This window comes from Pseudomonas sp. CCI4.2, from assembly GCF_034350045.1.
Classification (GTDB): domain Bacteria; phylum Pseudomonadota; class Gammaproteobacteria; order Pseudomonadales; family Pseudomonadaceae; genus Aquipseudomonas.
Genome location: NZ_CP133781.1, coordinates 4,883,948 through 4,897,979 on the forward strand (window position 1 = coordinate 4,883,948; position 14,032 = coordinate 4,897,979).

The following is a 14,032-nucleotide window of genomic DNA, read 5'->3' on the forward strand; positions in this document are numbered from 1 at the left end:
AATGGCTCTCAAATCCCCTTGCACTGAAGTCTGTAAATTCGATGGTAAGACTACTCTTTGTGTAGGCTGCTTGCGCACCTTAGAGGAGATTCGCGGCTGGAAAAAAATGACGGATCATCGTCGTCATCAGGTAATCAACGAGCGCTCAAAGCGATTAGCGAAATTGCAACGAGAGGTGGCCTCACGATAGCTTGGATCCAGCTTTATGCGGCAATCCAAACATACATTGCGCCGTGAGCGTAGATCTAGGTAGCAGCGTTGGTTGGCAGCTACTACTGGTCGACAATCGCGGCAGCATTTTCACCCAGGCGTGGTGACTAGCGGTCCATGCGAGGCTCTTGGTGGTGCGTAAAAACATATAGCAACAGACGCCATCGAAAGAACAGTGTCGATCAAAAGGGCAAATGGTTTCATCAAGCTAACTCCATGCTCATGCTGTTATTCAGGGCGAGATCTCCCATGCCATGCAGAGTACGGCTAATAGCCTTCGCCGGGCAGCATGCTTGCTTACTCCCCCTCCATGCATTCGATGGAAGGCGCATCGCCTATTCCTTGAGCTGCCATTGCCTATAGTTTAGGATCCAGATATATCCCCCTAGGGGGGATGTCTGTTCATCCATAAAGACGAAGTCAATAACTCGCTGTTTTGCGAGAGAAGTCGGGCAAACGACTCGTCACGCGCTTCGCTATTTGAGATTTATCATGCTGAAAATCCTAGCCAACCGAACCTACCGTCACCTCTTCCTGGCCCAGGTGATTGCACTCGTAGGGACTGGCCTTGCCACTGTCGCGCTGGGACTGCTGGCGTTTGATCTCGCAGGTGCTCAAGCGGGTGCTGTTCTCGGTACAGCGTTGGCGATCAAAATGACGGCCTACATTGGCGTTGCACCAATCGCAGCCGCTTTTGCAGAGCGTCTACCCCGTCGGACTATGCTGGTGTCGCTGGATCTGGTGCGAGCACTGGTCGCGCTCGCTCTGCCGTTTGTGACTGAAGTTTGGCAGATCTACGTGCTGATTTTTGTTCTCCAGTCAGCCTCGGCGGCGTTCACCCCGACGTTCCAGGCGACCATCCCTGACATCCTTCCGGATGAAGACGACTACACTCGCGCCTTGTCGCTTTCGCGTCTGGCCTACGATCTCGAAAGCGTCGCCAGCCCGATGCTCGCCGCCGCGTTGCTGACGGTGATCAGCTTCCACAACCTGTTCGCAGGCACGGTCATTGGTTTCCTTGCCTCAGCGGCCTTGGTCGGCACAGTGTTGCTGCCAAAGGCGAAGCCGACGCCACGACGCAGCATTTATGAGCGAACTACCCGAGGCATGCGCATATTCTTGGCCACCCCCCGCCTGCGAGGACTGCTGGCTCTCAATCTCACGGTAGCGGCCGCGAGTGCGATGGTCATCGTCAATACGGTGGTGCTGGTGCAGTCGCGCTTCGCTCTGCCGCAGAGTTCTACAGCATTGGCGCTGGCTGCGTTTGGTGGTGGCTCGATGGTCGCCGCCCTGGTCCTGCCTCGCCTTTTGAGAAACATCAAAGATCGAACGGCCATGCTGTTTGGTGGGGGAATATTGGTTGCAGGCTTGGCGGTTGGCATCAACCTGACCACCTACAACTTCCTGCTGCCGCTGTGGATGGTGCTCGGCGTTGGCTACTCCCTGGCTCAGACCCCGAGCGGCCGACTGTTGCGTCGCTCGGCACATGCCGAAGATCGCCCGGCGTTGTTTGCCGCACAATTTGCTCTATCTCATGCCTGCTGGTTAATTACCTACCCATTGGCGGGATGGCTGGGTGCCAACATCAGCCTCACGGCGTCGTTTGTTGGGCTCGCTGTCGTGGCAGGGAGTGCACTGGTGGTCAGTATGGTGATCTGGCGTCCTGCTCATGACCAGGAGTCGATCAAACATACCCATGAGAACCTGCCGGAAGATCACACTCACTTCGCCGGCCAAGACGATGCGTGCCACGAACACCCTTATGTGATCGACGACCAGCATCGGAAATGGCCGAACTAAGAACCCGACAGGACGCCGGTCTTTAAGGAAGGTCTCTGCCTACGCCCTAAACCTAGAGGTACTTGGTGATTTGTTTGAAGGCTTCCAGTGGTGCGCGCTCGCCATTGTTCAATGCCGAGACGGTGACCTCCAGGCAATGATCAATGTGATCCTGGATAAGCGTGCGTTTGGCTTGGCACACCGCCTTTTCCACGGCATGCAGCTGCTGAGCAATGTCGACGCACTGACGACCTTCTTCAATCATGGTGATGATGCCGCGTAAATGGCCATCCGCTCGTTTGAGGCGCTTGATGATTGCCTCGTGACTTTGGTGGGTATGGGGACGCGGGTGTTCGTGCTCGCTCATATCTTGAGTCTTCGTCGTAAGTGATTGCGCAAATCATATCCCCCCATAGAGGATAAATTCAAACGCTTACCCTCGCAGCGCTGATCGCGATAGTGGTCGAAGCAGATCATCAGGGTCGAAAATCTCTAGCTATAAAAACAGCAAACTCCCTACACAAAGTACTTCTGATGCTGGCGATGGAGCTTCAGGCGCGCGGTGTTGCCGTTGGCCTAATTGATTGGCTGGCGCTCAACGTCTTACCTCTTGGCGTGCCTGCGCACTTGCAGATCTGGATGAGCAGCGCTGACTACATCCACGCGTCAGCCCATTTGAATACCATGGTTTACCAGCATCCGGAAAGGCGCGGAAAAACCTTGCCTTGGAAGCTTCGTACCAAGCTGATGTGCAAGCTTCTTGCCGGGGATATGGGAATTGACGTTCTGCACGCAATGCGCCCGCAGTTCGAATTGCGGACGGACATAGGCGAAATCCCAGACGACCTGATGAAGGAGTTTAAGAAGACGTCGGCGCTCAGGACTTGGGGATGAATGTGCATCATTGATGGCACGCCACAGGTAGTGCCACCCGTAGCGCTGCTGTAGCCTAACCATGACTCGCTAGGCGAGTGGTCAAGTCGAATGCAAATGCCTGGTCAAGTCCGGTGCAAACAACTGGTCAAGTCGAATGCAAACGGGTGGTCAAGTGGAGTGCAATTTCCCACTTACCAAAAATTAAACAATTTCACAGCTGCAATCACCGCTATGGGGCGACGCTGATCACGTCCTGCTCAGCGCCCAAGACCGCGATTAGATAACGCTTTGGAGGGTAAAAGTTAGGTTCAGATGCTTTCGGGCAGCCGCTCCAAGGAGTGACTTCACCGAACGTGTTCACGATCCGCTTACGCGGCAAACGCGCGGCAGCGCTGATGAGCCTGATCCAGTCGGCCAAGCTCAATGGGCATGACCCATAGGCTTACTTGAAAGACGTTCTGGCACGACTGCCAATGCAGCGGGCAAGTGAGATCGCCGAGTTGTTGCCGCATAACTGGATGCCGCTGCGCAACCTGTGATCCCATTCGGTTACGTAGTTAAGAGGTGGGCCGCGCGTTTGATGCCGTCAGTGATTGTACCCACTGGGTCTTCGTGAGCCCGTAGCATTTCCCTTCCTGAGGCGCCGTCGAAAGGTTCAGCACCGCGTCATACAGATGTACTGCGCCAAGCTTCATTGTGGCTGTCTGCGATCTGATATTCGTGGGAGCGATGTGAAAGTACACGATGTCAAAAACGGTGAAAGCATGCTCAACCATCAGCTGTTTTAGCTCACGATTCGCAGCACCACCCCATTTGGCGCGAATCAAAAATGTAAATCCGATGGCGATGCTATGAGGCAGGTCTGGCGGGGTGTAATAGCTCGACATCCCCACAATTTTTCCAGACTGTGTGTCGATGATAGTAAGCGCTGTTTTCGTTGAGAGGCGGGATGCGAAGTAAGGCTCGAAGATCTCCCGTTTGTATCGATCCTTAGCCGGGTGGCTAGCCCATATCTCTGGATCACCAGCGGCGCCACACATACCCTCAAGGTCATTCTGATTGAGGGCGCGAAGTGTCAAAGTGGTTCCGCGTAGGGTGGGCTGGCAATCGAAAGAGTGTGCAAGCATGGCTTAATCCAATCCTGACTGGAGGTTAGAACGCTAGCCTAGAGCCTTTATGGGTGAGGGATTCATAAGCCAGAAGAGCTTTTTATTTATCACCTCGAATCGCTGAGAGCAAGGCTGGAGCAGAATTCCGGTAGATGTCTGACCTTCGCGACTTCTTTCATAGGTCATTTTCGGTAAACCATCATCTAGTTAATCTCGTAAGGCGTGTTCGGCGGACGCTTACGACCACGTCGCTGAACGTTATGCTTAACCTGCAATACGTCGCTCATCCGGGTGGCGTGCGGGATGTACAGAATGGCGTAGTGGCAGGTTTGCAAATTCAGCCGCAGTTCTCGCCCCTTGGCGACCGGACGTAGTGCCAAGGTAGCAGGACGTAAAGTTTGCTAGGCTTGGCCTTCACCTTAAAACAAGAGACAGCGTTATGACCCAGAACCTCTATCAAATTCCGGTCAAATCCATCACTGGGGACTCAACAACACTGGCGCCGTTCGAAGGCAAAGTGCTGCTTGTCGTCAACGTCGCCTCGAAATGTGGCCTCACGCCGCAGTATGAGGGTCTGGAAAAGCTTTATGAAGCCAAGCGCGCTGAAGGTCTGGAAGTGCTCGGTTTTCCGGCGAATAACTTCAACGAGCAGGAACCTGGCAGCGAAGCCGAAATTCAGGAATTTTGCAGCCTGAATTACAGCGTGCAATTCCCGCTGTTCGCCAAAATCTCTGTTGTGGGCTCGGACAAGCACCCCCTTTATCAAGCGCTAACAACCGCTCTACCCGATGCGACGGGTGAAGGCCCAATGCGCGAAAAACTGTTGGGCTATGGCATCACTGCAAACCCAGCTCCGGAAGTGCAGTGGAATTTTGAAAAATTCCTGATCGGTCGCGATGGTCAAGTGGTTGCGCGTTTTGCGCCTGATGTGACGGCGGATGATCCACGGATGGTCGAAGCGGTTGAGAAAGCGCTGAAAGCAGGTGTTTGATCGTTGAGCAAAAAGACCCACCGATAACGGCGTTAGCGGTCAAGTAGCGTCCAGGTCCGACGTTTCAGCATGTCCAGAAATGTTCGCACCTTGACGCTCAACAAGCGCCTCGAATGCTAGAGGGCCCCACTCCATCCTAGAGTAAGGGTGAAGTGGCGGAACGTGGTGGGACGTAGATGAAGGGTTGAGTTACAACAGGCGCCAACCCAATACCCGTGACAGAAAAGTTTCGACCCGCCAACCCATGATCCCGACTTCAGCCCGAGACGGTGAAGTTGAGGTAATAGTCCCTGAAGCAGCGGCTCCGCGAGAGTTTGTCAAATTATGGAACGACGTTTCGAACTGATTAAGATCTATTGTTGAGCTGCGCCTACTCTTTTGAAAATTGAAGCTATAGTCCTGTCTCCTTCATTTTCATCGGATGAAAACATGAGCACTGGAAGCAGTCAGCAGTCCCCCGCCTACGCCCTGATACCTTTTACGGGTTATTACTCCCTGGACGCACAGGCCGGCTCGTTCCTCATGGTCGATACGCATGAAGAATGTACGATTTCCCCCGCCGGTGGTTCCCTTACCTGTGAGTATTTCGGCAAGATCACGCTTTCCCCCGATGGCAAAACCTCAGAAGTTTTTCCGCTAGGAACAGGTTGCACCTTCGATGGCAATACCCTGCTCATCAATGTTGGTGAGACGCTCGCTAAACTCACTTTTTCCAATACATCGGGCACCAGCTCGGTGTCGGGCACAATCAACGACAACCCTGTGGCCGGCTCTACACCGTTCGGCCCGGTCCAGCTCTCACTGTGGACCGGGACCTATTACCTGCAACAAGCAGCGGTTCAGCATGGCGGGTTGCTGGAGTACCCCTATACAGCGACTTTGCAGGTCAATCCTGACGGCACAATGCTATTTGCTGCAGATCACATCAACCTGACTCCGGTACCCAAGTATTGGTACGACTATGGAATGTTTGTCATCGGGCTGATGCTCGATCCCAACGCTCCAGAAATTCCATCGATCCTTTACGAAATGGGCACATCGTCTGGCTGGGGTCGTGTGGCAGGTACTGCTATAGGCGGCACCTTATTGGTCAGTATTCAATTGCAGGAACCCGCGCCGCATCTGTGACGTTGGCAGAGGCTAATGGCCCTCGGTGTGGGAGGTCGATCCGCTATGGACGATCCTGCGCTGGGGGCCTGCGTTAAAGGCAACCGACCGTTTGGCTCCTGAACCAGCCCCCGCCTATTGGAAGACAATTGCACTATCTTGGCTGCAGCTCATTCGACGCAAAACCTTAAAAGCCTGATCGCAAACATATCAAGCAGGTAGGCGCCCCTACAGACGGCCTCCGGTCCGTAATGGTCAGCAGCGAATACTCGCCTCTAAATCGTAACCGTCCGGCGGGGTCAGCGTCCTGACCCTGACGCCATAAGCTTTACGCCCTCTGCCTAAACGCGACTTCTAATGAACAGCTTTCTGGGGTTAACTGGCCCTTAAAATAACGCCGAGGCCCTCTAACTATGCCTATTGCTGACAACCTTATTGCGTTTACCTTCGCAGCGACGCTGTTAACCATCACGCCTGGCCTAGACACCGCTTTGATATTGAGAACCGCTACAGTGGAAGGAAAGCAGCAGGCTTTTCGTGCCGCACTGGGCATCAATACCGGTTGCTTGCTGTGGGGTGCCGCTGTGGCGTTTGGACTAGGCGCACTCATTGCGGTATCAGAACTAGCGTTCAACATCTTGAAATACTGCGGTGCTGGTTATCTAGCTTGGCTCGGGCTGAACATGCTTTTGCGTCCGCGCAACTCGTTGTCGCCTGTCGAGACGGCATCAATGCAAAGTCATAATTGGTTTCTTAAGGGAATGATAGGAAATATCCTAAATCCCAAGATTGGTATTTTCTATGTCTCTTTTCTGCCCCAGTTCATTCCCCAAGGCCAGCCATTGGTTGCCTGGACGTTTGCCTTAGTAAGCATTCACGTCGTAATAGGGGTGCTATGGTCGATAATTCTAATCGCCGCGACCCAGCGCCTGGCCAGAATATTGCTGAGTAAAAAAGTAGCCACATGGATGGATCGTGCGACGGGAATGATCTTCATTCTTTTTGCCGCGCGTCTTGCGTTCAGTAAACGTTAAGTCGTTGAGAAACGCGACAGTAGAAATCATCTGCCCCCTGCCTACCAACCTAAAATGCAAGTAGCGCGTCAGTAAGCGTCCGCCGAAGTTACCTTGCTTCGGTTCGCTCTCGCGATGGCGCCGGGTTGGTCCAACTCCGGCTCACACGAACGCGTCCAAGCCTGCGCTGCCTGTTTCCGGGCGAAGGTCTTACTCTCTTGGTAGACTTGCACTCCTTCACGCTGATTCGGATTGGAGTGGGATAGCTGGCCGTTGCATCGTCCCGTTTTTTGATCCTGATAGTTGCCAAATCGATTGGGTACGCGCCAGTTTTGAATGAGTATATTGCACCATCAAGTTTGAAAAACGTTCGAAACCACCCTGAAACCCGCCATAAACACGTAGAGCAAAATGTTACCGAAATCAGCTCCATACCCAGTAAACACAAGCTCTACATTATCAAGACGCTTCAGCGTTGCGCCTATGATGGATCGGACCCGCTAAGAATGCGCAGTGCGGGAACAAAGGCCTGTGGGCGTTTTAGGCTTCTCTCGTAAAAGTTCGTACCAATCAACACCCCAGCGCCACTGGCTCGACCTTCCACGCGCACCTGACTCGCTTCAAGTCGGTCGGCGACTATGCCTTCAACTCATCTGGCGTATGCGTCTTGAGCCAATCAGCTAAGGCGGCATTCATCCGGGTTTGCCAGCCAGGTCCAGATGCCTTGAATTGCGCCAATACATCGGGTTCAAGCCGAATCGTTATTCGCTCGCGAACCACGTCCGCCTTGGGTCTACCGCGCCGGATTAGTCGTGCACCCTTGAACTCGTCAGCCTGCTTAAAAAAAGCATCTGTGAGTTCGGGTGCATCGTCTGGGTCAACCCAGGCGGCTTCGGTATTGCGCTTGTTCGCGTTCATTGGCTTTCCTCATAGAAATGATGCGACGAGCCCCGCCGCGAGGTGTCCAGACAATTACAACCATGCGGCCAATCAACAGACCCACGGTGATAAAGCGGGCCTCTCCATAGTCCTCTCGTGTGTCTTCGCCAGTGAAGTGATGCCCGGCAAAAACGGCCCCAGCGTCAGCAAAATCAACGCCGCGCTCCATCAAAGTTTTGTCACGCTTGGCAGCATCGAAGGTAATTTGCATGCATTAATTGTATGCACACAAATTCGTGGACGCAATGTATTTTGTCATGACGATAATAAGACGGCCATCCACTGATCGTCCCGTGTTCGTTGGTGTGGCGTTGGGTGCCGGCTCGCCGCATTGATGATCGTTATGCGAAACGGGAGCGATTGGGCTCACCGCTGCGGACTTGGAGATGGTCCGCGACGGTTATTGAGGCACATATGTGAGTGAAAGCTTATGCGATTAATCGTTTTTGAGCACACGACCACTACTGGCTCATCATGCCCATTATCTGCAACAACGCTCACGGCCTGCAACCGGGCGCAAATATTGGTCACTCCCGCCGCTTTAGCCAGGCCTGCGCCGTCTGCTTACGATCAAAGTCTCGGCTTCCTGATAAACTATGACACCGTTGCGCCGGAGACTGATCTGCGCCGGGTACTTGTTGCCGCCATTTTGTTCTTCCTTTGCGTATTCAAAACCCGGCTTAAAACACCCTAACCGCTATAAACCGACCATTTAAAATGCCTCTAGATATTGCGTCCAGTTACCAGCACACAACACCTAGCCTCTCCCGCCGCTTCAGCGTTGCGCCGATGATGGATTGGACCCGCTAAGAATGCGCAGTGCGGGAACAAAGGCCTGTGAGTGTTTTAGGTTTCTCTCGTACCAGTTTCGTACCAATCACAACCAAGGAGTTATGAATATGAAATGCCCTGTTTGTGGTGCGGCGGAACTGATCCACGACACTCGCGACCTACCCTATACACACAAGGGTGAAAGTACTGTTATTGCTGCGGTGACTGGCGACTTTTGCCCGGCTTGTGCGGAATCCATACTGGACGCAACTGAATCGGATCGGGTTATGCGTGAAATGCGCCACTTTTGAAACCAGTAAATGCAGCCATTGTTAACCCCGTTTTTATCTCAGGTATCGTTTGAGCCAAGCTCCGCCACCTGCAAGCTGCCGGCTTGGCTTGACCCCTCACCGCCCCAGCGCCACTGGCTCGACCTTCCACGCGCACCAGACTCGCTTCAAGTCGGTCGGCGACTATGCCTTCAACTCATCTGGCGTATGCGTCTTCAGCCAATCAGCTAACGCGGCATTCATCCGGGTTTGCCAGCCAGGGCCAGATGCTTTGAATTGCGCCAATACATCGGGTTCAAGCCGGATCGTTATTCGCTCGCGAACCACGTCAGCTTTTGGTCTACCGCGCCGGATTAGTCGTGCGCCCTTGAACTCGTCAGCCTGCTTAAAGAAAGCATCTGTGAGTTCGGGTGCATCGTCTGGATCAACCCAGGCGGCTTCGGTATTGCGCTTGTTCGCGTTCATTGGCTTTCCTCATAGAGATGATGCGACGAGCCTCGCCGCGAGGTGTCCAGACAATTACAACCATGCGACCGATCAACAGACCCACGGTGATAAAGCGTGCCTCTCCATAGTCCTGCCGTGTGTCTTCGCCAGTGAAGTGATGCCCGGCAAAAACGGCCCCAGCGTCAGCAAAATCAACGCCGCGCTCCATCAAAGTTTTGTCACGCTTGGCAGCATCGAAGGTAATTTGCATACATTAATTGTATGCACACAAATTCATGGGTGCAATCTATTTTGTCATGACAATAAGATGGCCAACCTAGGCTGATCGGCCATTCACTGATCGTCCTGCGTTTGTTGGTGTTTCTTGGCACTGCATTAGCGTTTGCACCATCGCAGTCATGGGCAAATCGCCAGCACAAGCCTATAGTCTGATTTGTGCGTATAGCGCGTAACTTCAGTCAAAGGGAATTTTATGATTGGCTCCGTGTGGAACAAATGGGATCTTCACCTCCACTCCCCGCTTACTAACCTGAGTAACAATTTCGGACCATCAAGCCTGCAAGAATACGCGCGGGCTATTAAAAGTGCTGATCTATCACTGATAGGAGTTACTAACTACTTCTATTTCAAGGAAGACGAACTAGAGCATGTTAGAGCTGCACTCAAAGAAATTGACGCCAAAACTGTCGCTCTTGGGAACGTTGAGTTTAGAATCAATCAACCAAATAAAGATGGAGAATGGATCAACATCCATGTTATTTTTTCAGAAACTATAACGACAAAAGCGGTCAACGAACTGTTATCAAAATTTTCAGTGACCAACACTACAGTGGACGGGAAAAGCATATGGTGCTCCGAAGAATCATTTAAAACATGCGGTGTAGATGCTGGTGAAATAGTAATAGATCCTAAGGCCTTGATAAAACATCTTGACGCCAACCTAGTTGTCGGAAAAGACTACATGATCGCGATGTGCCCAAATGGCTATGGCGGATTCCAACCTGATAGAAAAGAAGGGCGATCAGTAGCAGTAGCATTGGAAATTGATAAATTCAGTCATATCATCTTCGGCAGACCGCGAGACCGTAGTTTTTTTCTTCTGACTGATCGGTTTGAAAATGCAATAGCAAAGCCGGTCTTCAATTGTTCGGACGCTCACGCAATTGGCCAGATAGGAGAAAAATATACATGGGTAAAGGCTAAGCCAAATTTCCAGGGACTTCGGCAGTCTATTTTTGAACCATCGGACAGAGTTCAGCAAACTGATGATTTCATAGAAAGATCATTTATCAAACCTTACTTTAGAAAAATATCAGTCCACGGTAAAATTTTTGACGAGGGAGATATAAGATTTTCAGATCAGGAATTACTGTTAAACCCTAACATGGTCGCGATTATTGGAGGCCGTGGCACAGGTAAAAGCTTATTGTTAGACGCAGTATTTTCAAGGTTAGGTAATTGCCAAGGCACGGACAGGGTCAGAGGGGTTAACGTTGAAAATCTATCAATTACCCTCAACCAGGGAGGCGTAGACGGAGCAGACATCGAGTTCGACAACTTAACCGAAGATGCGTATACCTACCTACATGTTTCCCAAGGTAACATACACAGCTATAGTAAAGACCCTATTTCACTTAGTAACGAAATTAAGCGAATGCTGGGTATACGCTCGATATCGTTTGATCCAGTGATCTCACAAGAGTTGATACAAATATTGGGAAGCTATAGGGCCTTCGTTGAGTACTGGAACGCCAAAGATGCAAACGGCTCTCCAGTGAATAAGCCGGGTTACCAGAACGCGATAATAGAGAAGAATACACAGCTGATAAGCACCCTCACAAACCCGCAAAACCAAGCACTGATAGAACGCTACCAAGCAAATTCAAGCATAATAAATGAAAAGAAAGCGTTTACCGGACGATCATCTGAAATATTATCAGAGATGACCAGAACAATAGGTAAACTCAATGAACGACTTGTTGAATACAATGGCTATCGGGACACACTTACAAAAGTACCGTATATCATAACGGATCAAATCGTATTAGGCATAAATCTAAACAACAGCTCTGCCGACGCTAAAATATTAGAACTTAGCAGAGATAATGAACAAATTCGTGCTGAGTTCGCCAAGCAAGGCATAAATCAAGACATATCATCTCTACTCCATAAAATTACCGAATATCAATATGCAATTAATATCGCCAAAGATAAGCTTACTGAAATAGACACGAAAACGAAAGAATACCACAAGTATGTAACCCGACGAGGCGAGTTGGGAGGGGAATATAATTCTTATATTGAAAACATGCGACTAGATGTGGATAAAGCATTTGGTCAACTCCAGCAGCCAAACCCCGAATGGAATGATGAACAAAATGGTTTGGTACAGCACATATTGAAAGACATCAATATAATTGGAACCACAATATTTGATATTGTTAAATTTTATACCGGATTGGAACGCTGTATAAATAGAGGGAAATTTAGAGGTTCCGCTGAAAAAACAACAACAGAGAAATTGGAGTCGACTTTTTGCGTACGAAATAAAGACGATTTTTTCAGGTTGCTGGCCGGACAAAAAATCATCAACATTGATGAAACCCTTATATCAATTGAAGAGTTTTTTTGGAAAGATGAGTATTTCAATCAGGGGGGAAGATACGAACTCATAAACTTTTTATTCTCCCCTGAGAGCATGAAGCTATTTTTATACGTCAACGCAGAATTCACATATAAGGCAAAACCCGTCAATAAACTGTCTGTAGGCCAGCGCGGTACATTTTACGTATGTCTGAAGCTGGCCACAGATCCTTTTGGCAGTCCGTTTATCTTTGATCAACCCGAAGATGATTTAGATAACGAATTCATAGTTACACAACTCGTACCTCTTTTTAATACCATAAAAAAATATCGACAAGTAATTATTGTCACACATAACGCAAACCTAGTTGTAAATTCGGATGCCGAGCAGGTGATTGTAGCCGACAACGATGGGGAGATCATTACATATAGCTCGGGCGCTTTAGAGGACGGAGATGTCAGGAGCGGTAAAGGCGTGAAAGCCAAGGTTTGCTCTATATTGGAGGGTGGACATACAGCGTTTGAACGCAGAGAAAAAAAATACGGAATCTAAACAACTCTAGAGTCTGGAGGAAAGGGTAAGTTTGTTTTTTGGTGATCCTAGTCGCGGGGGCTTTTCGTTTACGGTCGATCTTTGATTGTAGCAATTGCCCCCATGATCCGATTCTGATCTAACGAATGAGCTCTCTTCCGTATTTGTTCTGAAAACGCCGCTTTCCAAGCTGATGCCTAGGGTTCGATTCCCTTCCTTCACCCGCTCCAATAAATTCAAGGCCTTCGGCGCAGTCGACGGACTTCCTATCGCGTCTGGTGACAGTTTCAGTGACAGTTTTCAAGAGTCCACCCTCCCCCATGCTTACCGCCAGCAAGCTGCAGGGTCCAACCTTGAGAGCCTCGCCCGTCAGACAGAGCACCGCCAGCCCGAGATGATTTTTCAGGTTGCGGTTTAAAGTGAGTATTAAAGGTATTTATTTTCTTCTCTACTCTACAGGCCTTATAAACCAGGGTTTCCAGAGCGTTCGACCACTCTCTTTTTTCCGCCTCCCAGACTATTTATGGGGCTATCAGGAGAGCTATTTTCAAATATAGTTAAACTGATGATTTATATAGTTTTTTTATTTTAATACCTTGGAAAATAGTCCACCTGTCCACATAATCGCCACGTACAAAAGCCCCGGATAACGTGGCCTCCAGGGAATTTATCTATCGTTTCCGTGGGGGGTGGCGAAAAATAGCCACTTTCGAAGGCCACCTGAAAACATCGCTTCAAATAGGTGTTCTCGATCTGCTTCCGAATGTTCATCACACGTTGTGAAACCAGTTCAGAGTGAAAAGCGCCAATACACCGCGAACCCACGCCGTGCCCGGCCTTTGGCGCTTTCAATGCCCTCTAGGCAAATATTAATCTGCGCTGAATAGATCGTGTGCAATTTTGAAAAAGACACTGAAACTCGTGTTTTAGTTGTTTTCGCCCAATGAAAGCGGGACTTACGCCTCCGGCTTGCCTTCGCCACCGAGCTCGCGTAGTGCAACCGCATTGCATTTCTTTGCAGAACCTTTCAAAGAATGCAAAACGGCCCAGACCCGCAAGGCCCGCAGCGGGCTTGGCCGAGCGGAGGGTTTGCATAACTCAAATGTTTGCACAAAAAAATTGTACAAGGCCCGTCGGCGGGAGGGGGACAGTGCATTTCTAGCCCAATTTTTTCTCTTCGCAAATATTTGCATTTGAATTCGCGCAGACGTTCGTGCATTTTCCTCTCGGATCTTATCTGGCTGATGCACGCTTCAGGACGTAGGCTGCGCATCTACAGCCAGAGTCCATGATTAAGGGGACAATCACGCACTCGACAGAGCGATGTCAAAGCGCTATCTTTTGTGTAGATGATTACTTGAGCGCGTTTGGCGGGTCCACGAGTC

The 14,032-nt window shown here is 50.5% G+C and carries 15 protein-coding genes and 2 pseudogenes; 10 read left to right on the forward strand and 7 right to left on the reverse strand.

Features of this window, described 5'->3' with window-relative positions; genetic code table 11:
- Position 1 precedes the first annotated feature (1 nt).
- Together RHM65_RS25550 and RHM65_RS22115 are read left to right on the forward strand one after the other, a co-directional pair.
- Positions 2–190, forward strand: coding sequence for a DUF1289 domain-containing protein (locus tag RHM65_RS25550; RefSeq protein ID WP_369124930.1), 189 nt, complete (start codon positions 2–4; stop codon positions 188–190).
- A gap of 512 nt (positions 191–702) precedes the next feature.
- Complete coding sequence (locus RHM65_RS22115; protein WP_322183991.1) at positions 703–2,010, forward strand: MFS transporter; 1,308 nt, start codon at positions 703–705, stop codon at positions 2,008–2,010.
- Between the two features lie 52 nt (positions 2,011–2,062).
- Here RHM65_RS22115 and RHM65_RS22120 read toward each other — a convergent pair whose 3' ends face one another.
- A complete protein-coding gene (locus tag RHM65_RS22120) occupies positions 2,063–2,356 on the reverse strand; it encodes a metal-sensing transcriptional repressor (protein WP_322183993.1) in 294 nt (97 codons plus the stop codon).
- 92 nt (positions 2,357–2,448) lie between these two features.
- On the opposite strand from RHM65_RS22120, the gene RHM65_RS22125 reads away from it, so the two are divergent.
- Positions 2,449–2,883, forward strand: a complete 435-nt coding sequence (locus tag RHM65_RS22125; RefSeq protein WP_322183995.1) for a hypothetical protein — start codon at positions 2,449–2,451, stop codon at positions 2,881–2,883.
- A gap of 356 nt (positions 2,884–3,239) precedes the next feature.
- Positions 3,240–3,404, forward strand: a pseudogene (locus RHM65_RS22130) (transposase domain-containing protein); the annotation flags it as partial.
- Positions 3,405–3,422: 18 nt separating this feature from the next.
- Here the strand turns inward: RHM65_RS22130 and RHM65_RS22135 are convergent.
- Positions 3,423–3,992, reverse strand: a complete 570-nt coding sequence (locus tag RHM65_RS22135; RefSeq protein ID WP_322168755.1) for a GNAT family N-acetyltransferase — start codon at positions 3,990–3,992, stop codon at positions 3,423–3,425.
- Positions 3,993–4,234: 242 nt separating this feature from the next.
- On the opposite strand from RHM65_RS22135, the gene RHM65_RS25555 reads away from it, so the two are divergent.
- From RHM65_RS25555 to RHM65_RS22150, 4 genes are all read left to right on the forward strand, one after another.
- The gene (locus tag RHM65_RS25555; protein WP_416195061.1) at positions 4,235–4,348 is read left to right on the forward strand and encodes a carbohydrate porin; all 114 of its coding nucleotides are present in this window, start codon (positions 4,235–4,237) and stop codon (positions 4,346–4,348) included.
- Positions 4,349–4,413: 65 nt separating this feature from the next.
- Positions 4,414–4,965 carry a glutathione peroxidase gene (locus tag RHM65_RS22140; protein WP_322168753.1) on the forward strand — a complete coding sequence of 184 codons (552 nt, stop codon included), beginning with the start codon at positions 4,414–4,416 and terminating at the stop codon, positions 4,963–4,965.
- Between the two features lie 429 nt (positions 4,966–5,394).
- Positions 5,395–6,093, forward strand: coding sequence for a hypothetical protein (locus RHM65_RS22145; protein WP_322168751.1), 699 nt, complete (start codon positions 5,395–5,397; stop codon positions 6,091–6,093).
- A gap of 392 nt (positions 6,094–6,485) precedes the next feature.
- Positions 6,486–7,106 (forward strand): LysE family translocator, encoded by a 621-nt coding sequence (locus RHM65_RS22150; protein WP_322168747.1) that lies wholly within the window; start codon positions 6,486–6,488, stop codon positions 7,104–7,106.
- Positions 7,107–7,183: 77 nt separating this feature from the next.
- Here RHM65_RS22150 and RHM65_RS25560 read toward each other — a convergent pair.
- The 3 genes and pseudogenes from RHM65_RS25560 to RHM65_RS22160 form a co-directional block, all read right to left on the reverse strand.
- A pseudogene (locus RHM65_RS25560) lies at positions 7,184–7,395 on the reverse strand (site-specific integrase); the annotation flags it as partial.
- 326 nt (positions 7,396–7,721) lie between these two features.
- Positions 7,722–8,003: a BrnA antitoxin family protein gene (locus RHM65_RS22155; protein WP_322168745.1), complete on the reverse strand. Its 282-nt coding sequence runs from the start codon at positions 8,001–8,003 to the stop codon at positions 7,722–7,724.
- Positions 7,963–8,235, reverse strand: coding sequence for a BrnT family toxin (locus RHM65_RS22160; RefSeq protein WP_322168742.1), 273 nt, complete (start codon positions 8,233–8,235; stop codon positions 7,963–7,965). Before RHM65_RS22160 ends, RHM65_RS22155 begins: the two co-directional genes overlap by 41 nt.
- A 688-nt stretch (positions 8,236–8,923) precedes the next feature.
- Here RHM65_RS22160 and RHM65_RS22165 point away from each other — a divergent pair.
- On the forward strand, positions 8,924–9,106 hold the full coding sequence (locus tag RHM65_RS22165) for a type II toxin-antitoxin system MqsA family antitoxin (RefSeq protein WP_322183997.1): 183 nt from the start codon (positions 8,924–8,926) through the stop codon (positions 9,104–9,106).
- 162 nt (positions 9,107–9,268) lie between these two features.
- Here the strand turns inward: RHM65_RS22165 and RHM65_RS22170 are convergent, their stop codons facing one another.
- The gene (locus RHM65_RS22170; RefSeq protein ID WP_322168745.1) at positions 9,269–9,550 is read right to left on the reverse strand and encodes a BrnA antitoxin family protein; all 282 of its coding nucleotides are present in this window, start codon (positions 9,548–9,550) and stop codon (positions 9,269–9,271) included.
- A complete protein-coding gene (locus RHM65_RS22175; RefSeq protein ID WP_322183999.1) occupies positions 9,510–9,782 on the reverse strand; it encodes a BrnT family toxin in 273 nt (90 codons plus the stop codon). Before RHM65_RS22175 ends, RHM65_RS22170 begins: the two co-directional genes overlap by 41 nt.
- A 222-nt stretch (positions 9,783–10,004) precedes the next feature.
- On the opposite strand from RHM65_RS22175, the gene RHM65_RS22180 reads away from it, so the two are divergent.
- A complete protein-coding gene (locus RHM65_RS22180) occupies positions 10,005–12,668 on the forward strand; it encodes a TrlF family AAA-like ATPase (RefSeq protein ID WP_322184001.1) in 2,664 nt (887 codons plus the stop codon).
- Positions 12,669–14,032: the final 1,364 nt, after the last annotated feature.

Bases quoted from the DNA above. Each gene is read 5' to 3' on its own strand.
- RHM65_RS22170 (WP_322168745.1), bottom strand. From the start codon at position 9,550: ATGAACGCGAACAAGCGCAATACCGAAGCCGCCTGGGTTGATCCAGAC.
- RHM65_RS22115 (WP_322183991.1), top strand. From the start codon at position 703: ATGCTGAAAATCCTAGCCAACCGAACCTACCGTCACCTCTTCCTGGCC.
- RHM65_RS22145 (WP_322168751.1), top strand. From the start codon at position 5,395: ATGAGCACTGGAAGCAGTCAGCAGTCCCCCGCCTACGCCCTGATACCT.
- RHM65_RS25555 (WP_416195061.1), top strand. From the start codon at position 4,235: ATGCTTAACCTGCAATACGTCGCTCATCCGGGTGGCGTGCGGGATGTA.
- RHM65_RS22150 (WP_322168747.1), top strand. From the start codon at position 6,486: ATGCCTATTGCTGACAACCTTATTGCGTTTACCTTCGCAGCGACGCTG.
- RHM65_RS25550 (WP_369124930.1), top strand. From the start codon at position 2: ATGGCTCTCAAATCCCCTTGCACTGAAGTCTGTAAATTCGATGGTAAG.
- RHM65_RS22165 (WP_322183997.1), top strand. From the start codon at position 8,924: ATGAAATGCCCTGTTTGTGGTGCGGCGGAACTGATCCACGACACTCGC.
- RHM65_RS22160 (WP_322168742.1), bottom strand. From the start codon at position 8,235: ATGCAAATTACCTTCGATGCTGCCAAGCGTGACAAAACTTTGATGGAG.
- RHM65_RS22120 (WP_322183993.1), bottom strand. From the start codon at position 2,356: ATGAGCGAGCACGAACACCCGCGTCCCCATACCCACCAAAGTCACGAG.
- RHM65_RS22175 (WP_322183999.1), bottom strand. From the start codon at position 9,782: ATGCAAATTACCTTCGATGCTGCCAAGCGTGACAAAACTTTGATGGAG.
- RHM65_RS22135 (WP_322168755.1), bottom strand. From the start codon at position 3,992: ATGCTTGCACACTCTTTCGATTGCCAGCCCACCCTACGCGGAACCACT.
- RHM65_RS22155 (WP_322168745.1), bottom strand. From the start codon at position 8,003: ATGAACGCGAACAAGCGCAATACCGAAGCCGCCTGGGTTGACCCAGAC.
- RHM65_RS22140 (WP_322168753.1), top strand. From the start codon at position 4,414: ATGACCCAGAACCTCTATCAAATTCCGGTCAAATCCATCACTGGGGAC.
- RHM65_RS22180 (WP_322184001.1), top strand. From the start codon at position 10,005: ATGATTGGCTCCGTGTGGAACAAATGGGATCTTCACCTCCACTCCCCG.